We start from the raw sequence: 22202 nt of genomic DNA on the forward strand, positions 1-22202 counted from the left end.
AGTCAAGGCTTCCTTTCGATCTCTTTGCGTGGGAAGCTGTCATCAACCCGGGCATTGCCCGAAATTCAAGCAAGCCGATTGGATGAAACCGCCCATGCCAGACGGCGTCGAAAAGAAAACCAGCAAGATCCAGCAGCGCAACCGCAGCCGCATCCTGGACGCAGCGCTGAATGTATTTTCCCTGCACGGGTATCGCGGTGCCACGCTGGATCAAATCGCGGAGGCCTCCGGGTTGAGCAAGCCCAACATCCTCTATTATTTCGACGGCAAGGACGATATTCACGTGACCCTGCTGAACCAGTTGATGGAAACCTGGCTCGACCCGCTCGTCACGCTTGATTCGCAGGGGGACCCGCTGGCCGAAATTCTCGGGTATGTGCAGCGCAAGCTGGATATGGCGCGGGATTTGCCGCGTGAAAGCAGACTGTTTGCCGGTGAAATCCTGCAAGGCGCGCCGCGTATGGCACCGCATCTGCACTCTGGCCTCCAGCCCCTGTTCGAGGAAAAATGCGCCGTCATTCAGGCCTGGATGGACGCCGGACATCTGAACCCGGTCGACCCGCGCCACCTGATCTTTTCCATCTGGGCCACGACCCAGCATTATGCGGATTTCGCAGCACAGGTGCAGGTTTTACTGCGCGAGGAGACATCCGGGCATGATCAGGCAACGGTCTATCTCGAGACCTTGTTTACCCGTCTTCTGACCCCCTGAAACGCCGGATTGAGGCGTTAACCAATATCCCGATTTCCATCCCCGATTAACGCCTCGTTAATGTTCATATTACTTTAATGATTTCGGGTGGCGGCTTCAGATCGACGAATTGAACGGAGCTTATCATGAGTGCAATTACCTTCAACGCGCCCTATGCGCCCCAACCCGTGGCACCCGCTCTGGGTGATGCGCAGGGGGCTGGTGCACAATCAACGCAACCGATTGCCAGGTCGGCATCCAGCAGTGGGGCGAATCTCTCTTCGGACCATTCCGGTCAGGGGGCAAGCAATGGAACAGGCACGGGCGGCGCGCAAGTGGCTGCTTTGCTCAAACGGGGTCGCGTGGCGATGCTCCCCACGCAGGCCGCACCAAAATCGGTCATTGAAGCGCAAACCAAGGAGGCCCCCACGGCGGAATTCCTTCAGCGACAGGTCCAGCTACGCGCGGAATCCGCCGCCTTGCAGGAAGCCCGTGCCGCAGACAGGGCCTCAGATCGCGCAGCTGCCGCAGCAGAGGCCGCCGCCAAAGCGGCAGAACCGGCGTTCAAGCTTCCAAATCCCCTGCCCACGGCGCCGATCCTGACACGCAGCGAGCCCTGATATCATTCGGCCGCGGTCGCACCGGGATTGTTGGGATGCGTCGTCCAATTTGCATACTCTGGCTCCACCACCTTGCCGGTGCGTGGGTCCACGAGGCCCGGTGCCATCGCTTCCATGGTGATGCAGGCCTCGACCGGGCAGACGTTGACGCAAAGGTTACAGGCCACGCATTCCTCGTCAATCACGGTGAAAGTACGGTCCGGCGACATGGCAATCGCCTGATGTGAGGTATCCTCGCAGGCTGCAAAACACCGCCCGCAGGAAATGCACAGGTCCTGATTGATCACGGCCTTGGCGATGTAATTGAGGTTCAGATATTGCCAATCCGTGACGTTCGGAACAGCGCGGCGCACGATCTGATCGACGGATGTGATCTCCTTGCCGTCCATATAATCGCTAAGGCCCGAAATCATTTCCTGCACGATCTTGAACCCATAGGTCATCGCCGCGGTGCAGACCTGCACATTGCCCGCGCCCAAGGCCATGAACTCCGCCGCATCGCGCCATGTAGTGATACCGCCAATGCCCGAAATCGGCAAATGTGCCATCGCAGGATCGCGCGCAATTTCGGCGACCATATTGAGCGCAATCGGCTTGACCGCAGGTCCGCAATAGCCCCCATGCGCGCCCTTGCCATCAATCGTCGGCTCGGGCGCAAACAAATCCAGATCAACCGACGTAATCGAATTGATCGTATTGATCAACGATACCGCATCCGCCCCACCCTTCATCGCGGCTTCGGCAGGTTTGCGTACATCCGTGATGTTGGGCGTCAGCTTCACGATCACCGGCATGCGCGTGTTGGCCTTGACCCAGCGCGTGACCATTTCGATGTATTCCGGCACCTGCCCGACGGCAGATCCCATGCCGCGCTCTGACATCCCATGCGGGCAGCCAAAGTTCAGCTCGACACCGTCTGCACCCGTGTCCTCCACCAGCGGCAGAATGTATTTCCACGGCTCTTCCTCGCAAGGCACCATCAAGGACACGACCATGGCGCGATCCGGATAATCTCGCTTTACCACTTTGATCTCATCCAGATTGGTCTGCAGCGGACGGTCCGTAATCAATTCGATGTTGTTCAGGCCCAACAACCGCCGGTCCGCCCCGTAAATCGCGCCATACCGCGGCCCGTTCACATTCACCACATGCGGGTCCAACCCCAGCGTTTTCCACACCACACCGCCCCATCCCGCTTCAAAAGCGCGACGCACGTTATATTCCTTATCCGTTGGCGGCGCGGAGGCCAGCCAGAACGGGTTCGGGCTTTTGATGCCCACGAATTCACTTCTCAGATCAGCCATCTTAAATCCTCCGTAGGGTGGGCTTTCAGGCCACCGCCCCGCTAAATACCGCATGAATATCCATCGCCGCGTCGCGGCCCTCAGCCACCGCCGTCACCGTCAGGTCATCCCCACCAGAGGCACAATCCCCCCCGGCCCAAACCCCCTCAACGGACGTGCGCCCGGCTCCGGTGACCGCGATCTTACGACCCTCCAACGCGGGCAAACCATCGCCTTGCAATGTCTGACCGATCGCGCGAAACACCTGATCCGCCGCCAACCGCAACGTCTGACCCGTCGGCACCATATCCGCGCCCACATAATCGAACTCGATCTCGCGCACCGCACCATTTCCGATCACCGCACGCGGCACCGCATGGGTGATAATCCGCACGCCCTTGCTGGCTGCAAGATCCTGCTCAAACACGCTCGCGTTCATCCGATCACGACCCCGGCGATATACCAGCGTGACGTTCAATGCGCCCAGCAGCTTAGCCTGCACCGCCGCGTCAATCGCCGTCATCCCGCCGCCAATCACCACCACATCGCGCCCCACGGGCACCTGCGCCACATCCGCCGCCTGGCGCAACTCCGCAATAAAATCGACCGCGTCGGATACACCCTCTTTGTCGGACCCCTCCGCCTGCAACGCATTCACGCCGCCCAGACCCATGCCGAGGAACACCGCATCAAATACACCACGCAAGCTCTCGAGCGTCTCTTCCCGGCCCAATGCGCGACCGGTCTCGATTGTGATCCCGCCGATCTGCAACAACCAATCCACCTCGGACTGTGCATAGCCATCGACCGTCTTATAGGTCGCGATCCCATATTCATTCAGCCCGCCCGCTTTTGCGCGCGCATCAAAAACAACCACGTCATGGCCCAGCATCGCCAAACGATGCGCACAAGACAGCCCCGCAGGCCCCGCGCCGACCACGGCCACCCTCTTACCCGTTGCAGCGGCGCGCTCAAACGGATGCACCCCTTGTTCCTGCAAATGATCCGTCGCATAGCGTTGCAATTGCCCGATCAAAACCGGCTTGCCTTCCGCCGCCTCACGCACACAAGCCTCTTCACAAAGCTGCTCCGTCGGGCAGACCCGCGCGCACATCCCGCCCATAATATTCTGGCTCAGGATCGTTTTGGCCGCCGCATCCGGGGTCCCCGTCGCGATCTGGCGAATGAACAACGGGATGTCGATCTCTGTCGGACAGGCCGTGATACAGGGCGCATCATGACAAAAATAACACCGATCCGCCGCAACCAGCGCTTCATGCGGATCAAGCCGAGGGTGCAAATCAGAAAACTGTTCTGAATACGCCGCCGGATCCAAACGGCCTGGCATGATACCCGGTGTAAATGTGTCGCTGGACATGGCTCTCCCCACTCTGGCTACTTCAACATCAAAACGCTCTCATGGTTTCATTTTTTTATCAACTGGTAAAATTTAGATTAAGCCGCGCTTGAGGACCTATGCCCAAATTCCGGGCATTACACGGATGGCGGGAAATTGCCGATGCGTTGCCGGACAGGGCTGTCATCAGAATTTAACTTGATTTTGTACCGCCCTCCTTCAATATCAAAGCCGCGACGCGACAAACTATCGACCACGGCTCCTGATACTGGCCATTCAATCGATCTGCTTTCGACCGAGCCAGGCTGCCGCATTCTGCGGGCAGCACAAGACAGGAGACCACGGGAATGGCCACAGGCACCGTGAAATGGTTCAACACAACCAAGGGCTACGGCTTCATCGCCCCCGATGGCGGGGGCCAGGATATTTTTGTACATATTTCTGCCGTCGAGCGCGCAGGCCTCACCGGTCTGGCGGACAATCAGAAAGTCACTTTTGATATCGAAGCGGGCCGCGATGGCCGTGAAAGCGCGGCCAACATCGCTCTGGCATAGCGGGCACCCCCTATCATATGAACGGGCGCAATCGTGCCCGTTTCAGTGATATTGCGGTTGCCCACGGCTTACGGGTTAGTTTCGGCACTTCGCGAAAACCATTTGATACTGCGCAAGCCTGATCGGGTGTAGCCCCGCAGAAGTATCGCCAAAATGACGGCACGGCTCACTCCTGCGCGCGCGCAACCAGAGCCAGAACCTCAGGACCCAGCGCCGCCACGATCTTGGCAACACCTTCAGCGTTGGGATGGATGCCGTCAGCCTGCATAAAGGCGCGCGCTTCAATGGGATCATTCGTGGCGCTGATCCCGGCAAAAAAACTGGGCGCAAGCAGAGTGTCATAACTCTTTGCCAGCTCGGGATAAATGGCATCAAAGCTCGCCTTATATTGTGGCCCAAAATTACCCGGTGCCTGCATCCCGACCAGCAACACCTCCACATCTGCCTCTGCCGCGACCTTCAGTATCCCATCAAGGTTCGCCCGGCTCACGTCTGGATCAAGCCCGCGCAGCAGGTCATTACCGCCAAGCGCCAAGATCATCGCGTCCACATCGGGCGTCAAGGTCCAGGCCGCGCGCGACAATCCACCCGCCGTCGTATCACCGGACACGCCCGCATTGATCAGCCGCACCTGCGCGCCCTGTGTATCCAGCCAGCTCTGCAATTGCGGCACAAAACCCTCTTGTGCAACCAACCCATACCCCTGCGTCAGACTATCGCCCAATGCCGCAATCACCACCTCCTGCGCGCTCAGCATCCCCGGCCATAGAAAAGCAAATCCCATCAAAACCTTGCGCATAGTGATCCAGCCTCCATATGCCACACGTAACCCTCTAAAAGGTTCTGCAAGTATGACCAACCCTGTTTTCTCCCTCAATGATGCGGCTTTATCGCTGGATGGCAATGCCGGACGTGTCGATATTCTGCATGGGATCTCCATGGAGGTTCACAAGGGCGAGAGTCTGGGTCTCATCGGGCCATCCGGGTCCGGGAAATCTTCCTTGCTGATGTTGATGGGCGGGCTGGAGCGTGCCACCGGGGGCACGGTGATGGCTTTGGGTCACGACCTCACCAACATGTCGGAGGACGCATTGGCGCGGTTCCGCCGTGACCACATGGGCGTGGTGTTTCAGTCCTTTCACCTGATCCCGACCATGACCGCGCTGGAAAATGTGGCCACGCCGCTGGAGCTGGCAGGCGACCGGGATGCCTTTGCCAAGGCCGAAGCCGAACTGGCTGAGGTCGGGCTGGCGCACCGCGCGGATCATTACCCCTCGCAGATGTCAGGGGGCGAGCAACAACGTGTGGCCCTGGCGCGTGCCTCCGCGCCGCGCCCCGATATCCTTTTGGCGGATGAGCCGACCGGCAATCTCGACGGGGCCAATGGGGCCGCGATCATTGATCTGTTGTTTGGCCTGCGCGACCGACACGGCGCCACGCTTGTGCTCGTGACCCACTCGCAAAGCTTGGCTGCGCGCTGTGACCGGGTGATCCGGCTCAGTGACGGGCGCATCGCCCCACTCGAACGGGCCGCGGAATGAGCCTGCGCATCGCGGCAACATTCGCGCGGCGGGAATTGCGTGGGGGCCTAAGGGGATTTCGCATTTTCCTGGCTTGTCTTGCATTGGGTGTCGCGGCCATCGCGACCGTGGGCTCGGTGCGCTCCAGCATCGAAGCCGGTCTTGCGCGCGAAGGTGCAGCCCTTCTGGGCGGGGATGCCGAACTTGATTTCACCTATCGCTTCGCCACCGAAGAAGAACGCGCCTGGATGGAAGACACCGCCCTCGCCGTCTCCGAAATCACGGATTTTCGCTCCATGGCCGTGGTGGGCGAAGGCGACACCTCTGAGCGCGCGCTGACCCAGATAAAATCCGTCGATGATGCCTATCCGCTGGTCGGAAATGTGGTTCTGGAGCCCGAAATGCCGCTTGCACAGGCCCTGGGCGATCAGAACGGCCTGCCCGGTGCGGTCATGGAGCGCGTGCTGGTGGATCGCCTCGGTCTGGGCATTGGCGATACATTCCGCTTGGGCACGCAAGCGTTTCATCTCTCCGCCATCCTCGCGCGCGAACCTGACAGCGCCGCAGGTGGGTTTGCCCTCGGCCCGCGCACCATCGTGCGTACCCCCGACCTTGCGAACTCCTCCCTGCTGACGTCAGGATCGATTTTCGAATCCGAATACCGCCTGTTACTGCCTGAAAACACCGACCTCGATGCGCTGGAAATCGAAGCGCGCGAACGGTTCGAGGGCACCGGCGCGCGCTGGCGGGATTCGCGCAATGGCGCGCCCGGCGTGTCACGATTTGTCGAGCGGCTCGGCGCATTTCTGGTGCTGGTCGGGCTGTCCGGTCTGGCCGTGGGCGGGGTGGGTGTCTCCTCCGCAGTGCGCTCCTATATGTCCGGGAAAACTAATGTGATCGCGACCCTGCGCACGCTGGGCGCAGAACGTTCCACCATCTTTCAGACCTATTTTCTCCAGATTGGCATCCTGTCTCTGCTCGGCGTCACCCTTGGCATCCTGCTCGGCGCGATGATCCCCGTACTCTTCGGCCCGCTGATTGAATCCCGCCTGCCCATCCCGGCGGCTTTCGCAATCTACCCCGCACCGCTGATTGAGGCTGCAATCTATGGCCTCCTGACCGCCTTTCTCTTTACGCTCTGGCCACTGGCGCGCGCCGGCGACATCCGTGCCGCGACGCTGTTTCGCGACGCGCTCACCTCCGGGGGTCGCCTGCCCGCGCCGCGCTATCTGTTCATGACCGTCGCCGCGCTGGCGCTTCTGCTCGCCGTCGCGGGCTGGTTTTCCGGCTCCTGGTGGCTGACGCTGTGGACCGCAGGGGGCATCACCGGCGCACTCCTGCTCCTCTCTGGCGCGGCTTATCTCATCCGCATTCTGTCGCGGCGCGGCGGCAGGCTGGCACGCGGATTTCCACGGCTCCGCTGGGCGCTCGCCGCCATCGCCGACCCGCGCGAGGGGGCTTCTTCGGTCGTTCTCTCTCTCGGGCTGGGCCTCTCGGTCCTCGCCGCCGTGGGCCAGATTGACGGCAACCTGCGCATTGCGATCTCCGGCAACCTGCCCGACATCGCGCCCTCTTATTTTTTCGTCGACATTCAAAAGGACCAGATCGACGGCTACACCGACCGCCTCACCCGCGATCTCGCCGTCACCGGCATCCAATCCGCGCCCATGCTGCGTGGGATCGTCACACAGATCAACGGACAACCGGCGCGCGAGGTCGCAGGCGATCACTGGGTCGTGCGCGGCGATCGCGGCGTGACCTATGCCGCCGCCCAACCCGAGGATACCCGCCTGACCCAGGGCGAATGGTGGGCGGAGGATTACACCGGCCCGCCCCTGATCAGCTTCGCCGCCGAGGAGGGCGAGGAAATGGGCCTGTCGCTGGGCGATACCATCACCCTGAACATCCTGGGCCGCGACATCACAGGCACCATCGCGAGTTTCCGCGAGGTGGATTTCTCGACGGCCGGTATCGGCTTCATCCTGACCATGAACCCTGCCGCCCTATCCGGCGCACCGCATAGCTTTATCTCCACCGTCTATGCCGCGCCGGAGGCCGAAGCACGGATCCTGCGCGATCTCAGCACCACCTACCCCAACATCACCGCGATCCGCGTGCGCGATGCCATAGACCGCGTCGCCGATGTGCTCAGCGGTCTGGCCGCCGCCACCTCATATGGCGCGGGCGCGACCTTGCTAACCGGGTTGCTCGTGCTCTTCGGGGCCGCCTCCGCAGGCACTACCGCGCGCAGTTACGAGGCGGCCGTGCTCAAGACCCTCGGCGTCACAAGGCGCAGCATTTTTATCAGCTTCGCCCTGCGCTCCGCCCTTCTGGGTCTGCTCGCCGGATCGGTCGCGCTGGCCGCAGGCATCGCAGGCGGTTGGGCCGTCATCACCTTCATCATGGAGACCGACTTTACCGTCATCTGGCCCTATGCGCTCGCCATCATCGGCGGCGGTATCCTTGCAACGCTGCTCGCGAGCCTTGTCTTCGCCTGGGGACCCGTCAACAGCACACCGGCGCGTGTCCTGCGGGCGCGTGAATGAACTTCTTGCCTCCGGCGGGAGTATTTTTAGCCAAAAGAAACGGGGTGATCCTCAGACCACCCCGCAAAGAAAACAGTTTCCTGCTTCTTCTGGCACGGCCATCGGCGCTCCCGCCTGTACCGCTTCGGTAGAATATCACAGACATGGTTAACAAAACTTTGCTTCTTTTGGCCAAAAATACTCTCTGAAAGCAAGCTACAATTGGCTCCCGTTTTAATACGGCACCACCGCTTAGCCTTACTCGGCGGCCTCCGCATATTCTTCCAACGGTGGGCAGGTGCAGACCAGATGCCGGTCGCCATAGACATTATCGACCCGGTTCACCGGCGGCCAATATTTATCCACCCGGAACGCGCCGGGCGGAAAACACCCCTGCTCGCGGGAATAGGGTCGCTCCCAATTGCCCACCAGATCTTCAACCGTATGCGGCGCGTTCTTCAGCGGGTTGTTGTCACGGTCCACCTTCCCCGCCTCGATCAAAGCAATCTCCGCGCGGATAGCCAGCATCGCATCACAAAACCGGTCTAATTCCGCCTTGGTCTCGCTCTCCGTCGGCTCCACCATCAAGGTTCCCGCAACCGGCCAACTCATCGTGGGTGCGTGAAAACCACAATCAATCAAACGCTTGGCGATATCATCGACAGTAACACCAGCGCTCGCTTCGAACGGGCGCACGTCGAGAATGCACTCATGCGCGACCCGCCCCGTAGGCCCTTTGTAGAGCACCGCAAACGCGCCCTCCAAACGCTTGGCGATGTAATTGGCGTTCAAAATCGCCACCCGCGTCGCCTGTGTCAGCCCCTCTCCACCCATCATCAGACAATAGGACCAGGAGATCGGCAACAACGACGGCGAACCAAAGGGCGCGGCCGAAACCGCCCCCGCCCCGTCCACCGGCGAGCCAGGCAAATGCGCCACCAGATGCGATTTGACACCAATCGGCCCCATGCCCGGACCGCCGCCCCCATGCGGGATACAGAAGGTCTTGTGCAGGTTGAGATGGCTCACATCCCCACCCAGGTCTCCGGGCCGTGACAGCCCCACCATCGCGTTCATATTCGCCCCATCGATATAGACCTGACCGCCGTGATCATGGGTGATTTTCGTTACCTCCGTCACCGTCTCCTCGAACACGCCGTGGGTCGACGGATAGGTGATCATGCAAGCGGCCAGATTGTCGCCCGCCGCCTCCGCCTTGGCGCGGAAATCCACCAGATCAATGTCGCCGTTGGCCGCAGATTTTACCACCACAACCTTCCAGCCGACCATCTGCGCCGAGGCCGGGTTGGTCCCATGCGCGCTCATCGGGATAAGGCAGATGTTGCGGTGATCATCACCGTTTTCGCGGTGATAGCCGGCGATGGTCAAGAGCCCGGCATATTCCCCCTGCGCGCCCGAATTGGGCTGCATGGAAATCGCATCATAGCCGGTGATATCGCATAGTTTCGCGCTCAGATCGTCGATCATATGTTTGTACCCCAGGGCCTGATCCGCAGGCACATAAGGGTGAATCAACGAAAACTCCCGCCAACTCACCGGCATCATCTCTACCGCCGAATTCAGCTTCATCGTACAAGACCCCAACGGGATCATCGCCCGGTCCAGCGCCAGATCGCGATCCGCCAGCCGGCGCATGTACCGCATCATCTCCGTCTCGGCCCGATTCATATGGAAAATCGGGTGCGTCAAATAATCAGACGTGCGCAACATTGCCTCGGGGAACCGATACTCCGCCCTAAAATCACGATCCTCGCGAAGGATCCCGAACGCCCGCCAAACGGCCTCCAGCGTCGCGGGTTTGCACCGTTCATCCAGCGTGATCCCGACCCGCGTCTCGCCCACAGCACGCAGGTTAATCCCCTCATCCACCGCCGATTTCATCACCGCCGCCTGCAACGGTCCCACATCCACGGTGATCGTGTCAAAACAGGCCTCCGGGTCCACTTTGAACCCCGCCGCCTCCAGCCCCTTGGCCAATCGCACCGTCTTGCGATGGATCCGCTGCGCGATCGCCTTCAACCCTTCAGGCCCATGAAACACCGCATACATCGAGGCCATAACAGCCAATAACGCCTGCGCCGTACACACATTCGACGTGGCCTTTTCGCGGCGAATATGTTGCTCCCGCGTCTGCAACGAAAGCCGGTAAGCCCGGTTCCCGTGACTGTCCACCGACACACCGACAATCCGCCCCGGCATCGCGCGTTTATAAGCATCCCGGCACGCCATGTAGGCCGCATGCGGGCCACCATACCCCTCGGGCACCCCAAACCGCTGCGTTGATCCCACGGCAATATCCGCCCCCATCGCGCCGGGCTCCTTGAGCAACGTCAACGCCAAAGGATCCGCCGACACCACCCCAATTGCACCATGCTCATGCAAGGCCGCCATATGATCGGTAAAATCATTCACATGCCCATAGGTGCCGGGATACTGGAAAATTGCGCCAAATACAGCGCTCGCATCCATCTTGGCCGGATTGCCGACAATCACCTCAATCCCCAACGGGGCCGCGCGCGTCTGCATCACCGCGATGTTCTGAGGATGGCAATCGCGATCCACAAAAAACACTTTCGCCTTCGATTTCGCCACCCTCTGCGCCATGGTCATGGCCTCGGCACAAGCCGTCGCCTCATCCAGAAGCGACGCATTGGCAATCTCCAGCCCGGTCAAATCCGACACCATCGTCTGAAAGTTCAACAAGGCCTCCAATCTACCTTGCGAAATCTCCGGCTGATAGGGCGTATAAGCCGTGTACCACGCCGGGTTTTCCAGAATATTGCGCTGGATCGCAGGCGGTGTCACCGTCCCGTGATACCCCTGCCCAATCAGCGAGGTCAGAACTTTATTCTGCGATCCAACCTTGCGCAGATGCTCCAGCACCTCGCGCTCCGACATCGCGCGCCCAAAATCAAGCGGCACCTTCTGGCGGATCGCGGCCGGCAAGGTATCATCAATCAATGCCTCCAGCGTCTGCACCCCCACAACGCCCAACATCTCGGTCATCTCGCTCGGCGACGGCCCGATATGCCGCCTATTGGCAAAATCATACGGCAAATACTCGGTTGGCTTGAACGTCATGGCGCGCTCCCCTTCATTGTTCCAAAAATATGCATCTCACCCGGCCCACAAAGGGCTCAGGCAATGAATTTCTGATAAGCCGCCTCATCCATGAACTCATCCATCTGGCTCGGATCACTGATCTTCAATTTGAAAAACCACGCCTCGCCCTGCGGATCGTCATTCACCATGCCCGGATTATCCGCGAGTGCGGAATTCACCTCAACGATTTCCCCATCTACGGGGGCCAAAATATCGCTCGCCGCCTTGACGCTTTCGATCACAACAACCTCATCATCCTTGCTCACGGTGCCCCCTTCATCAGGCAGCTCCACAAAGACAACATCGCCCAATTGTTCGGCGGCGTGGATGGTAATGCCAACGACCATAACGCCATCTTCCTCGCGCAGCCATTCGTGTTCTTCGGTGAATTTCATATCTCGTCTCCGTTGGGTTATCTTTTGAAATTAGCGGGGGTGAAGGGCAGTTTAACGACTGCGACGGGTAATCTCTTGCCGCGCAGCTCACCAAACAGCTCGGTGCCAGGGGCGGCGAAATGCGCCGCAACATATCCCATCGCAACAGGCCCCTGCACAGTCGGGCCAAAACCGCCAGAGGTCACGGTCCCGATCTGCGCGCCGCCTTCCGGCGCATCAAAGAGCAGAACGCCCTCGCGCATCGGCGCGCGACCCGTGGGTTTCAACCCGACACGGCGCTGCGCCGGGGCCTGCTCAAAAGCGTCCAGCACAGATGTCGCGCCGGGAAAGCCGCCCTCACGTGCGCCGCCTGAACGCCGCGTCTTCTGTATCGCCCACCCCAATCCCGCCGACACCGGGCCAGTGCTCGCATCAATGTCATGGCCATAAAGGCACAGCCCCGCCTCCAGCCGCAGCGAATCCCGCGCACCCAGACCGATAGGGGCCACGCCCTCCTGCGCCAACAAGGCCCGCACCAGGGCCTCGGCCTCATCAGCAGCTACCGAAACCTCATAACCGTCCTCACCGGTATAGCCCGAGCGCGAGGCCCAGACCACTGTTCCATCCAACGTCAAATCGGCCACATCCATAAAGCGCATCTCAGCCGCACGCGGATCAAGGGCGGCCAGCGCCGCCTCCGCCCCCGGCCCCTGCACGGCGATCAACGCGCGCTCATTCAATTCATTCACGATAATCTCTTCAGGCAGACCCGCCCGCATCCGCGCCACATCCGCCGCCTTGCAGGCCGCATTCACCACCACAAACAAATCATCACCCCGGCGCGCGAACATCAGATCATCCTCGATCCCACCTGCCGCGTTAGTGAACAGCCCATAGCGTTGCCGCCCGTCGCCCAAACCCAACACATCCATCGGCACCAGCGTCTCAAACGCCAGCGCCACCGCCTCCCAGGACGGGCCAGACAGGATCACCTGCCCCATGTGGCTGACATCGAATACCCCGGCATGCGCGCGCGTGTGAAGATGCTCCTGCATCACGCCCATCGGGTATTGCACCGGCATGGCGTAGCCCGCAAAGGGTACCATCTTTGCGCCCAGACTCTCATGCAACGCATGCAGCGGTGTCTTCAACAGGTCCATCCGGCCTCTCCCCTTCGCCGGTCCACGTACAAGTGAATCACCGGCATCCGATACGCCAAACCGCGCACCCTGATGCCCCCTCTGTCCTTTCGCCTGAGATCGTTATCCCTTCGGCGGATGCGCGCAGGCATCTCTCTCCAGAGTTTGTCGTCCCACTCGGTCCGGTGGCCTGAGAGTTTCCGGGGCGGTTGCTCCTTCGGCACCGGCACTAAGGCCGGTTCTCCCGGGCGGGATTGGCGCGACGGTATGCCAACGCATGCGGATTGGTCAAGGTCTCTTGTGACCCATTGCGCATAATGTTTCATTGCGTCTGAAACCAGCATGGAGCGATGATGCGCGATCCTTATTTCTTTGGCTATGGCAGCCTCGTGAACACCAAAAGCCACGCCTATCCAGACCCCCGCCCCGCCAGGTTGCACGGGTGGCGTCGGGCCTGGGTGGCCACGCCGCGATTCGGGGTCGTGCTGCTGACGGGTGTGCCCGCGCCGGGACATAGCATCCAAGGGTTGATCGCCGCCGTGCCGGGCGCGGATTGGGCGGCTCTGGATGCGCGCGAAGGCGGTTACGCCCGCATTGCGACCGAAAACACGGTGGATCACAACCACCCCGACCCGCTCGACATCGCGGTCTATGCGGTCGCGCCCGAAAACCAGCGCAGACGTGGGGAGCAGATGATCCTGCTGAGCTATCTGGATGTGGTAGTGCAGGGGTTCCACGAGGTCTTCGGCACTGCGGGCGTTGAGAGCTTCTTTGAGACCACCGACGGCTGGGACACACCCATTCTGGATGACCGCGCCAACCCGATCTATCCCCGCCATCAAGCCCTGAGCACAGAGCAAACCGCCCTCGTGGATGCCCATCTGACGCGCCTTTCCGCTTGGGTCAAACCGCGCGATGAAGCCGCCTTACCACCCGGTTTCTAAACCTTTTTGCCCCCTCTTACGCGGCAAAAGAGGTGAACGGCGGATCGCGCCTGCACAACGGATGCCCCAAGCGCGCCCTCTCGATACCATAGCGACACCTGCAAGCTGCTGAACTGCGTTTCGCTCAGCTATGCGGGGCGTCGCTGCCGTTCATTACAAACGGGAAACAATGCACCGTTCGGAATCAAAAACGTCGAAAGGGTGCAAATGGTGTCGGAATATCTGAGGCAATACTCACGACATTCCCCTTTATGTGTCGACACCGCTGCTTTCTAGTAAAGGTGAATTAACTATAAAATGGACAGGGCTATGAACAGACAAATCGCAGAATTTATTGGCACATTTACACTAGTGCTTTTCGGGTGCGGCTCAGCCGTCATCGCTGGTGCAGACATTGGTCTCACGGGCATCAGCTTTGCCTTTGGTTTGGCACTCATTGGGATGGCTTACGCCATTGGCCCGGTTTCTGGGTGTCACATTAACCCAGCCGTCTCTTTGGGTGCCGTGGCTGCGGGTCGCATGACGTTTGCTGAGGCGATCAAGTACATTATCGCCCAGGTTGCCGGTGCCATCGCCGCGGCTCTGGTGTTGATGCTGATCATGTCAGGCAAAGCGGATTACTCTGTTGCTGAAAACGGTCTGGGCCAGAATGGCTGGGGCGTGGGTTACCTCGGCGAATACAGCATGGTTTCTGCATTTGTGTTTGAGGTCGTGGCAACATTCCTGTTCATGGTTGTGATCCTGGGCGCGACGGGCAAAGGCGCACCGGCGGCAATGGCGGGCCTCGCGATTGGGCTCGCACTGGTGGTCATCCACTTGGTCGGCATTAATGTAACGGGCGTTTCTGTGAACCCGGCACGATCCATTGGTCCCGCGCTCTTTGCGGGTGGGACGGCCCTTGCACAGCTCTGGTTGTTTATCGTGGCACCCATCATTGGCGCAGTTGCCGCAGGGTTGCTGTTCAAAACGGGGACGCTCGACGCTGAGGCTTAATCCTCAAGCATAAAGCGCCTGCCTTTTGGTGGGCGCTTTTGTTGCACCCGATCTGCTCAATTGAGAGCGATCAATTCATACCGTTTTTTGCACTGTGTCGCTACCATCACAAAGGCCTCGCTGTTCGCACAGATACCAACCACGGCCCGAGCATGGATCCCGTCCCCGCGCCCTCCCCGCACAGGTGATCCGTCAGAAACCCGGAAAGCGTAGAACAACGCGCCTGTGCGGCTTGCGGGCTCATCCGCGCGCTTTGATCACCTGCAACAGCGGCAACAGCGCGGACATGTCTGGCCCATGCGCCTGCCCGGTCAGCGCCTTGCGCAGCGGCATGAACAACCCGCGGCCCTTGCGCCCGGTGGCCTCTTTGACCGCCGCAGTCCACGCACCCCAGGTCTGATCATCAAACGGGCCCTCAGGCAGCAACGCCATTGCCTGTGCAACAAACGCCGCATCCTCTGCGTCAATCACCGGCTCGGCCCCATCGCGCATCATCGCCCACCAGGGCGCGATATCGCCAAGGGTTGCGATGTTCTCGCGCGTGACGCCCCAGAACTGCGCCGCCCTTTCCTCGGGCACACCGGCGTCGCGCAGGGTCTCCGCGACCGCGTCAAGCGGCAGGCTCGCGAGATGCCGCGCGGTCAGTGGCTTAAGGTCTTCGACGTCGAATTTGGTCGGTGCGGAGCCAAAGCGCTCGATATCGAAGCCGTCGATCAATTCGGCCATATCGCTGCGCAATTCCACCGGATCAGACGAGCCCAGCCGCGCCATCATGCTCAAAAGCGCCATCGGCTCGATGCCTTGGGCGCGCAGGTCGCGCAGGGCCAGCGTGCCAAGCCGTTTGGACAGCGCCTCGCCCTTTGGCCCCGTGAGCAGGGAGTGATGCGCAAAAGCGGGGACCGTGCCGCCAAGCGCCTGAATGATCTGGATTTGCGTCGCGGTATTGGTCACGTGATCCGAACCGCGCACCACGTTGGTGACGCCCATTTCGGTATCATCCACCACGCTCGCCAGCGTATAAAGCACCTGCCCATCGCCCCGGATCAGCACCGGATCGGAGACCGAGGCCGCATCAATGGAAATATCCCCCAGGATGCCGTCTTTCCACTCGATCCGCTGCTGGTCGAGCTTAAAGCGCCACACACCGTCGCCCCGCTCGGCACGCAGCGCATCTTTTTCGGCCTCCGACAGGGCCAGAGCGGCGCGATCATAAACCGGAGGCTTACCCATGTTCAGCTGTTTCTTACGCTTGAGGTCGAGCTCCGTGGGGCTTTCAAACGCCTCGTAAAACCGACCCATGTCGCGCAGTTGGTCGGCGGCGGCGTGGTAGCGGTCCAACCGCTCGGATTGCCGCTCGACCCGGTCCCAGTGCAAGCCGAGCCATTCAAGATCCTGCTTGATCCCATCGACGTATTCTTCTTTGGAACGGTCCGGGTCCGTGTCATCGATGCGCAAGATGAAGGTGCCGCCCGCCTTGCGCGCGATCAGGTAATTCATCAGCGCGGTGCGCAGGTTGCCGATGTGGATGTATCCGGTCGGTGAGGGGGCGAAACGGGTGGTCGTCATATGCTGTCTCCTGTTGGCCCGCGTGGTGTCACAGGGGCGCGCGTTTGTCCAGCAAAGCCGTCACGTGGGATGGATGGGCCAGCGCCGGCCAAGATCGTCCAGGCCTGCGCGGATCAGGGTTTTCAGCACATCCAGATCGACGTCTTCCAGCTTGTTGATATAGAGGCATGATTTCCCCGCCTTATGTTTGCCAAGCCGCACCAGCAGATCGCCAAAATCACCATAGCCGGGCATGATATAGACCGACAGCCTGGCCTTGCGCGCTGCGAAACCGGTGGCCAGATATGTGCCCGAGCGGCCAGAGGCATAGGTGTAATCATAGCTCCCATAGCCCAGAATGCTCCCCTGCCAGAGCGCAGGTCGCCAGCCCGTCACCTCCTGAAACAATGCATTGAGCACCTGCGCTTGGGCGTGTCGTCGCGCAGGCATCACGTTTTCGAGAAAATCCGCCACCTCTGCCGTTTTGACCATTATCAAAGCTCCTCGCAAAAATATGATGACATTATGTCAGATAAGAATGGGCCTCGCGCCGCAACATGCTAGCTTTCACCTTATCCAACGCAAAAGGAATAAGATCATGTCAGATCAGATGACCCTCTCCCGTCGTGCGGCCCTTGCCGGTGCTGCCGCCCTGCCCCTTGCTGCCGTCAGTGCCGGAATGTCCCGCGCCGGGGCCGAAATCAAGGGTGTGGCGATGAGCCCGTTCAACCGCATCAAGGTCGGCGGCTTTGATGTTACCACCCTGCTTGCGGGGACCCGAGCCGTTGAAGGGCCGCATAACATTTTCGGGCTTAACGTGGATGCGGATACTTTTGCCGAAGTTTCAGCCGCCGCCAACCTGCCCACGGATAAATCACAGTTCTTTTTCACGCCCACAGTGGTGAACACCGGCGCGGAGCTTGTGCTCTTTGACACCGGGTTATCGGCTGAGGGCACCACATCCGCATTAGAGGCCGCCGGGTATAGCGCGGATCAGATCGACGTTGTGGTGATCACGCATATGCACGGCGATCACATCGGGGGGATGACGACCGGGGACGGCGCTTTGACCTATGGCAATGCGCGCCTGGTGACGGGTCGCACAGAATTTGATGCCTGGGCGAAAGCGGACAATGACAATTTCAAAGCCAAGATCGCACCTTTTGCGGAGCAGTTCACCTTTCTTGAGGATGGTGCTGACGTGGCATCCGGGCTGACGGCCATGGCGGCCTTTGGTCACACGCCGGGGCATATGACCTATATGGTTGAAGACGGTGGCACGCAGCTGGTGATCGGCGCAGATTTTGCCAATCATTATGTGTGGTCGCTGGCGCATCCGGATTGGGAAGTGAAGTTTGATATGGATAAGGCCGCGGCGGCCACCACCCGGCGTCGGATGCTGGATATGATGGCGACCGATAAGACGGCCTTTATCGGCTACCACATGCCCTGGCCGGGAGTGGGCTATGTCGAAAAACGCGGGGATGGCTTTGCTTATGCGCCGCATAGCTATCAGCTGATGCTGTGATATTTAGGCGAGCGGTGGCCTGAAAGCCCACCTTACGGCACTTCACGGCAGCGTTAGACCCCTTGTCTTGGCGGGGGTTTGTTTTGGAAATTTGGGATTAGGCGTGCAGGGAAGGTTCGCCATATCGGTATCCGGATCCAATCCGCGATCAGAGCCGCAAAATAGCAATTGCGCGCTTTGATCGGGGTGTTGAGCCCGGAGCCTGATACCCGTTCCATGACGTCTGTGACGGGACATGGAGCGGGGGTTTGCAAGACGCAGGGCCTGCTGGAGCAGCCAAGCAGAACCTTCCTTGAGCGCTGAGCCACGGCATGCCACCGACAGGCGTGGTCTGCTGGAGCAGCCGTATTTAACTCCTTGAAACCAAATATCTGTAAAACGCTATCCTGCAAATCGTTCGATCTTCGGTGCCTTCCCGGTTTTGGCAAGAAAGGATTCCCTGCCTGCCAGGCTTGCATCAGAGGGCGTGGATGCACGGGGGTCAGGGCACCGCCCGTTCAGCGCCTTTTGCGTCGATATCCCGGCAACCAAGGCCATAAGACGTAGTTCGCACCCATTTGTGGCTCGTCGTCGAACCAGCTTTTTTCAGGGTGCGTTTGGCGTAAGAGACCAGGCCCTAAATGAGTTGCGCACACTTTGTATATTTGCTCGGTGCTTTGCTGAACCGCATGTTCCCGAGAGGCACGGGCATCTTGTTTGCGAAAGCGAACAGGGAAGCCTCACAACTCTGATGCTACGGCCCAGATGGTTTGCGGTGGCGTGCAAGACAATGGCTTACGTTGATGCGCACGCTTTTCGGCTGACACCACCGGTTCATCCAGAGCTTTTACGCATAACGAAAAGCAGCCGCTTGGGGTGTTTCCCCCATTGACGGTTTGGTCAAGCAAATGACGCAGGCGATAAAGGATACGCGTAAGAAGGCTTTTCACGATCCGTCCCGCCAACAGGGTTTTATCTCTTTGAGGCCCAGACCAAAGGCTACCATTGCAACACAGCCAATGATAATACAACCGACACAATCCGGTCTTCGCGACCAGACAAAACCCTTGCCGATCAGAGCCATCAGCGAGCGGGTCGAAACGTCTAGAACCGCCCTGCGTCTTTGAAATGTTGCCAGGCGAAGCGCAGGTGTTCCGCTCGAAACGAATGGCCGCCCTCGAACAGGCAAAAATCAAGGATGTCCCCTTCCTGATTGCGCCGCTCCTGACAGATTAGCCCGTTCCGGCTTGTTGTCACTGGCATACCGAAATTTCCGTATGCAGCGTACATATCGAGGGATTGACGGACCTCACCCTGTTTGGTTTGCTGGATACGACGCCCCTTGAGAGGCACAGTGCTGTCGTTATCACCGTGAATGTGGAGGATGTCGGCGACAGGGCCAACACAGCTTTGCGGGGGCTCCAGCCAGAAGGTGCCCGAGATCGGTACGAATACGGCAAAACGATCACTGCGCGCACAGGCGAGGTTCCAGACCATCATGGCACCCGCACTGAAACCGGTGGCCATGATACGCGTCTCATCGATGTTGAAACGGCGCGTGGCATCCGCCAGCACCGCATCGAAATAGGCGAATTCTTCTGCACCGTCGCTGTCCATGTGGCGCGGCGCGTTGGGGATCACCCAATCGTCCCCTTCGGACTTGACCGCGATCAAGGCTGCACCCAAATCAGACACCATGCGCCGCAGCGAACCATTGCGCATGACACCCTGCGCCGAGCCGCGATACCCATGCGCAAAAACGATGGCAGGCACCGGGGTCACGCCGTCATGGCCCGCGGGCATCGCGATCCGGTAATGGCGATCGCCAAGCAGGCAGTTGCTGTCTGGCCCACAGGCGAAAACAGGCGCGCCGGAAAGAGCGAGGATCACGGTGAGAGTTGTCAATAACACGCGGATGATCTGTTCCCTTTTTTGCTAGGACGACAATGATATGCAATATCCCGACACTCAAGTCACAACCGCATAGGGCCGGTGGCCTGAAAGCCCACCTTACGGTGCGCGCCGTAAGGTGGGCTTTCAGGCCACCGCTGGGTCAGGATGGATCACGCCAGCGGTTCACAATCGGGTAGCGCCGATCCAGCCAGAATGCACCCTTTGTCAGGCGCGCGCCGGGGGCGGATTGAAACCGCTTATACTCCGAGATGTAAACCAGATGCTCGACCTTTTTGGCCACATCACGCAGGAACCCGGCGGCCACACAATCCTCGATGGATCCTGCCCGGTCGACCAAAATCTCCAACATCGCGTCCAGATCAGGGTAATCGGGCAAGCTATCGCTGTCCCTTTGATCAGCACGCAACTCGGCAGAGGGCGGCTTGTCGATCACGCGCGCGGGCATCACCGCACCCTCGGGACCTTTCATCCAGCTTCGATGATTGGCATTGCGCCATCTGCAAGTCTCGAACACACGGGTCTTGTAGAGATCCTTGATCGGGTTATACCCACCCGCCATATCGCCGTAGATGGTGGCATAGCCCACGGCCACTTCGGATTTATTGCCCGTGGTCAACAGCATTTCGCCGAATTTGTTGGACATCGCCATCAGCAACAAACCCCGCAGGCGCGATTGGATGTTTTCCTCGGCCAGACCCGGCTCCAGACCCTCAAACAGCGGCGCGAGCGTGTCAGTAATCGCCGCGCGCCCTTGGGTGATCGGCACGTTATCATACCGACACCCCAGCGCCTTGGCCACGGCTTCGGCGTCCTCCAGCGACTCTCGTGAGGTATATTCAGACGGCAGCATCACACAGCGTACATTCTGTGCCCCCAGCGCATCCACCGCAATCGCCGCGACAATCGCGCTATCCACCCCGCCCGACAGACCCAGCAACACCTTGCCGAACCCGGTCTTGGCACAATAATCGCGCAAGCTCTGCACCATGACGTGGTAATCCTGCTCCCAGGCGTCCGGATGTGGCGCCCGCTCACCGGGCACCACGCGCCAGCCCGCATCGGTGCGTTCCAGATCAACATGGGTGATCGCCTCTTCGAGCACCGGCATCTGCACCGCCAACTCGCCCCCGGGGTTCAGCGCAAAAGAGCCACCGTCAAACACCTGATCATCCTGCCCCCCGACCATATTAAGATAGATCAGCGGTAATTCCGTCTCCACCACCCGCGCTACCATATGGTTCAGGCGCGTGTCGAATTTACCGCGATAATAGGGGGATCCGTTGGGCACCAACAAGAATTCCGCGCCCGTCTCGACCAGCATTTCGGCCACATCTTCATGCCATGCATCCTCGCAAATGGGCGAGCCGATACGGGCATTTCCAACCGAATAGGGCCCGCCCAAGGGGCCGGAATCAAAAATGCGCACCTCATCAAATACCGTCTCATTGGGCAAATGATGCTTGAGCATTTGACTGGCAACCTTGCCACCCTTCAAGATCAGATAGCCATTATAAAGCTTCGTCCCCTCCACCCAAGGTGCCCCTACGGCCAACGCCGGGCCGTCCGAACAAGCGACGGCCAGTTCCTCAACGACCCGTGCCGCGTCCAGTTGAAACGCCCGGCGCATCACCAGATCCTGCGCGTTATACCCGGTTATGAACATCTCCGGCAGGGCCACTAAATCCGCACCCGCATCGCGCCCGGCCTCCCAAGCCTTGCGCGCCAATGCGGCGTTGCCCGTGAGGTCCCCAACCGTGGGGTTGAGTTGCCCCAACGTGATCCGAAAACGATCCGACATATGCCCGGCCCCCGTGCTTGCTTGAGCGTGATGTAGCAGATTAGGCGCGGGTGAAAAGGTCCTCCCCACCAGATGCGGCTGAGTACCACACGAAAAACCCTGCGAACTGCCCCAGGCGGTAGCGCGCGCCGATCATCAACGCGCGGGCCTCGCCTTCAGGGGGCGCGCAAAATATGCTCTCCCAAGGGCAATGCGACCCCGCATCGCGCCCCAGCGGCACAAAAGGACGTTGCCCCCGGCCCGCCCATTGCCTAAGTTCTCGCAAGGGTCGTACCCGCGTGCGTCCGCCATTCTGCTGTTCAGCCAAGCCCGGGG

The 22202-nt window shown here is 60.1% G+C and carries 19 protein-coding genes and 1 riboswitch; of the genes, 8 read left to right on the forward strand and 11 right to left on the reverse strand.

From position 1 onward, the window contains the following. Positions 1-94: 94 nt before the first annotated feature. Together ROLI_RS17420 and ROLI_RS17425 are read left to right on the forward strand one after the other, a co-directional pair. Entirely contained in the window at positions 95-712 is a 618-nt protein-coding gene (locus ROLI_RS17420; RefSeq protein WP_187429036.1) for a TetR family transcriptional regulator C-terminal domain-containing protein, read from the forward strand. Positions 713-837: 125 nt separating this feature from the next. Then, positions 838-1311 carry a hypothetical protein gene (locus ROLI_RS17425; protein ID WP_187428987.1) on the forward strand — a complete coding sequence of 158 codons (474 nt, stop codon included), beginning with the start codon at positions 838-840 and terminating at the stop codon, positions 1309-1311. A 2-nt stretch (positions 1312-1313) separates the two neighbouring features. Here the strand turns inward: ROLI_RS17425 and preA are convergent, their stop codons facing one another. Then, positions 1314-2615, reverse strand: a complete 1302-nt coding sequence (gene preA, locus ROLI_RS17430) for an NAD-dependent dihydropyrimidine dehydrogenase subunit PreA (protein ID WP_187428986.1) — start codon at positions 2613-2615, stop codon at positions 1314-1316. A gap of 25 nt (positions 2616-2640) precedes the next feature. After that, the gene (locus ROLI_RS17435) at positions 2641-3972 is read right to left on the reverse strand and encodes an NAD(P)-dependent oxidoreductase (RefSeq protein WP_187428985.1); all 1332 of its coding nucleotides are present in this window, start codon (positions 3970-3972) and stop codon (positions 2641-2643) included. A gap of 326 nt (positions 3973-4298) precedes the next feature. Between ROLI_RS17435 and ROLI_RS17440 the strand changes: the two genes are divergently transcribed. Further along, positions 4299-4505, forward strand: a complete 207-nt coding sequence (locus ROLI_RS17440; RefSeq protein WP_187428984.1) for a cold-shock protein — start codon at positions 4299-4301, stop codon at positions 4503-4505. Between the two features lie 166 nt (positions 4506-4671). Here ROLI_RS17440 and ROLI_RS17445 read toward each other — a convergent pair whose 3' ends face one another. After that, positions 4672-5304, reverse strand: coding sequence for an arylesterase (locus tag ROLI_RS17445; protein WP_187428983.1), 633 nt, complete (start codon positions 5302-5304; stop codon positions 4672-4674). A 52-nt stretch (positions 5305-5356) separates the two neighbouring features. Between ROLI_RS17445 and ROLI_RS17450 the strand changes: the two genes are divergently transcribed. Both ROLI_RS17450 and ROLI_RS17455 read left to right on the forward strand, forming a co-directional pair. Then, positions 5357-6046, forward strand: coding sequence for an ABC transporter ATP-binding protein (locus tag ROLI_RS17450; RefSeq protein WP_187428982.1), 690 nt, complete (start codon positions 5357-5359; stop codon positions 6044-6046). Then, complete coding sequence (locus tag ROLI_RS17455) at positions 6043-8571, forward strand: ABC transporter permease (protein WP_187428981.1); 2529 nt, start codon at positions 6043-6045, stop codon at positions 8569-8571. Before ROLI_RS17450 ends, ROLI_RS17455 begins: the two co-directional genes overlap by 4 nt. A 237-nt stretch (positions 8572-8808) precedes the next feature. On the opposite strand, the gene gcvP is transcribed toward ROLI_RS17455, so the two are convergent. From gcvP to gcvT, 3 genes are read right to left on the reverse strand one after another with little or no spacing between them, the layout of a single operon-like run. Then, positions 8809-11652 (reverse strand): aminomethyl-transferring glycine dehydrogenase, encoded by a 2844-nt coding sequence (gcvP, locus tag ROLI_RS17460; RefSeq protein WP_187428980.1) that lies wholly within the window; start codon positions 11650-11652, stop codon positions 8809-8811. Positions 11653-11708: 56 nt separating this feature from the next. Further along, positions 11709-12068, reverse strand: coding sequence for a glycine cleavage system protein GcvH (gene gcvH / locus ROLI_RS17465; protein WP_187428979.1), 360 nt, complete (start codon positions 12066-12068; stop codon positions 11709-11711). Positions 12069-12085: 17 nt separating this feature from the next. Then, entirely contained in the window at positions 12086-13207 is a 1122-nt protein-coding gene (gcvT, locus tag ROLI_RS17470; RefSeq protein WP_187428978.1) for a glycine cleavage system aminomethyltransferase GcvT, read from the reverse strand. Positions 13208-13354: 147 nt separating this feature from the next. Then, positions 13355-13443: riboswitch (glycine riboswitch) on the reverse strand. 96 nt (positions 13444-13539) lie between these two features. On the opposite strand from gcvT, the gene ROLI_RS17475 reads away from it, so the two are divergent. Together ROLI_RS17475 and aqpZ are read left to right on the forward strand one after the other, a co-directional pair. Continuing rightward, complete coding sequence (locus ROLI_RS17475) at positions 13540-14130, forward strand: gamma-glutamylcyclotransferase family protein (protein WP_187429035.1); 591 nt, start codon at positions 13540-13542, stop codon at positions 14128-14130. A gap of 309 nt (positions 14131-14439) precedes the next feature. Then, positions 14440-15123, forward strand: a complete 684-nt coding sequence (gene aqpZ / locus ROLI_RS17480; protein WP_187428977.1) for an aquaporin Z — start codon at positions 14440-14442, stop codon at positions 15121-15123. Positions 15124-15363: 240 nt separating this feature from the next. Here aqpZ and gltX read toward each other — a convergent pair whose 3' ends face one another. Together gltX and ROLI_RS17490 are read right to left on the reverse strand one after the other, a co-directional pair. After that, complete coding sequence (gltX, locus tag ROLI_RS17485; RefSeq protein WP_187428976.1) at positions 15364-16689, reverse strand: glutamate--tRNA ligase; 1326 nt, start codon at positions 16687-16689, stop codon at positions 15364-15366. A gap of 60 nt (positions 16690-16749) precedes the next feature. Beyond that, complete coding sequence (locus ROLI_RS17490; RefSeq protein WP_187428975.1) at positions 16750-17160, reverse strand: DUF1801 domain-containing protein; 411 nt, start codon at positions 17158-17160, stop codon at positions 16750-16752. Positions 17161-17266: 106 nt separating this feature from the next. On the opposite strand from ROLI_RS17490, the gene ROLI_RS17495 reads away from it, so the two are divergent. Continuing rightward, a complete protein-coding gene (locus tag ROLI_RS17495; RefSeq protein WP_187428974.1) occupies positions 17267-18196 on the forward strand; it encodes an MBL fold metallo-hydrolase in 930 nt (309 codons plus the stop codon). Between the two features lie 1083 nt (positions 18197-19279). Here the strand turns inward: ROLI_RS17495 and ROLI_RS17500 are convergent. The 3 genes from ROLI_RS17500 to ROLI_RS17510 form a co-directional block, all read right to left on the reverse strand. Beyond that, positions 19280-20086, reverse strand: a complete 807-nt coding sequence (locus ROLI_RS17500) for a polyhydroxybutyrate depolymerase (RefSeq protein ID WP_316247406.1) — start codon at positions 20084-20086, stop codon at positions 19280-19282. A 142-nt stretch (positions 20087-20228) separates the two neighbouring features. Next, on the reverse strand, positions 20229-21887 hold the full coding sequence (locus ROLI_RS17505; protein WP_187428973.1) for an NAD+ synthase: 1659 nt from the start codon (positions 21885-21887) through the stop codon (positions 20229-20231). Positions 21888-21927: 40 nt separating this feature from the next. Then, on the reverse strand, positions 21928-22152 hold the full coding sequence (locus ROLI_RS17510; RefSeq protein WP_187428972.1) for a hypothetical protein: 225 nt from the start codon (positions 22150-22152) through the stop codon (positions 21928-21930). Positions 22153-22202 lie beyond the last annotated feature (50 nt).

It is taken from the genome of Roseobacter fucihabitans (genome assembly GCF_014337925.2).
In the GTDB taxonomy this organism is placed as follows: domain Bacteria; phylum Pseudomonadota; class Alphaproteobacteria; order Rhodobacterales; family Rhodobacteraceae; genus Roseobacter; species Roseobacter fucihabitans.

What these genes read in the sequence shown, in the direction of transcription:
- ROLI_RS17420 (WP_187429036.1), top strand. Translation starts at nt 95, where the DNA reads ATGCCAGACGGCGTCGAAAAGAAAACCAGCAAGATCCAGCAGCGCAAC.
- ROLI_RS17425 (WP_187428987.1), top strand. Translation starts at nt 838, where the DNA reads ATGAGTGCAATTACCTTCAACGCGCCCTATGCGCCCCAACCCGTGGCA.
- preA (WP_187428986.1), bottom strand. Translation starts at nt 2,615, where the DNA reads ATGGCTGATCTGAGAAGTGAATTCGTGGGCATCAAAAGCCCGAACCCG.
- ROLI_RS17435 (WP_187428985.1), bottom strand. Translation starts at nt 3,972, where the DNA reads ATGTCCAGCGACACATTTACACCGGGTATCATGCCAGGCCGTTTGGAT.
- ROLI_RS17440 (WP_187428984.1), top strand. Translation starts at nt 4,299, where the DNA reads ATGGCCACAGGCACCGTGAAATGGTTCAACACAACCAAGGGCTACGGC.
- ROLI_RS17445 (WP_187428983.1), bottom strand. Translation starts at nt 5,304, where the DNA reads ATGCGCAAGGTTTTGATGGGATTTGCTTTTCTATGGCCGGGGATGCTG.
- ROLI_RS17450 (WP_187428982.1), top strand. Translation starts at nt 5,357, where the DNA reads ATGACCAACCCTGTTTTCTCCCTCAATGATGCGGCTTTATCGCTGGAT.
- ROLI_RS17455 (WP_187428981.1), top strand. Translation starts at nt 6,043, where the DNA reads ATGAGCCTGCGCATCGCGGCAACATTCGCGCGGCGGGAATTGCGTGGG.
- gcvP (WP_187428980.1), bottom strand. Translation starts at nt 11,652, where the DNA reads ATGACGTTCAAGCCAACCGAGTATTTGCCGTATGATTTTGCCAATAGG.
- gcvH (WP_187428979.1), bottom strand. Translation starts at nt 12,068, where the DNA reads ATGAAATTCACCGAAGAACACGAATGGCTGCGCGAGGAAGATGGCGTT.
- gcvT (WP_187428978.1), bottom strand. Translation starts at nt 13,207, where the DNA reads ATGGACCTGTTGAAGACACCGCTGCATGCGTTGCATGAGAGTCTGGGC.
- ROLI_RS17475 (WP_187429035.1), top strand. Translation starts at nt 13,540, where the DNA reads ATGCGCGATCCTTATTTCTTTGGCTATGGCAGCCTCGTGAACACCAAA.
- aqpZ (WP_187428977.1), top strand. Translation starts at nt 14,440, where the DNA reads ATGAACAGACAAATCGCAGAATTTATTGGCACATTTACACTAGTGCTT.
- gltX (WP_187428976.1), bottom strand. Translation starts at nt 16,689, where the DNA reads ATGACGACCACCCGTTTCGCCCCCTCACCGACCGGATACATCCACATC.
- ROLI_RS17490 (WP_187428975.1), bottom strand. Translation starts at nt 17,160, where the DNA reads ATGGTCAAAACGGCAGAGGTGGCGGATTTTCTCGAAAACGTGATGCCT.
- ROLI_RS17495 (WP_187428974.1), top strand. Translation starts at nt 17,267, where the DNA reads ATGTCAGATCAGATGACCCTCTCCCGTCGTGCGGCCCTTGCCGGTGCT.
- ROLI_RS17505 (WP_187428973.1), bottom strand. Translation starts at nt 21,887, where the DNA reads ATGTCGGATCGTTTTCGGATCACGTTGGGGCAACTCAACCCCACGGTT.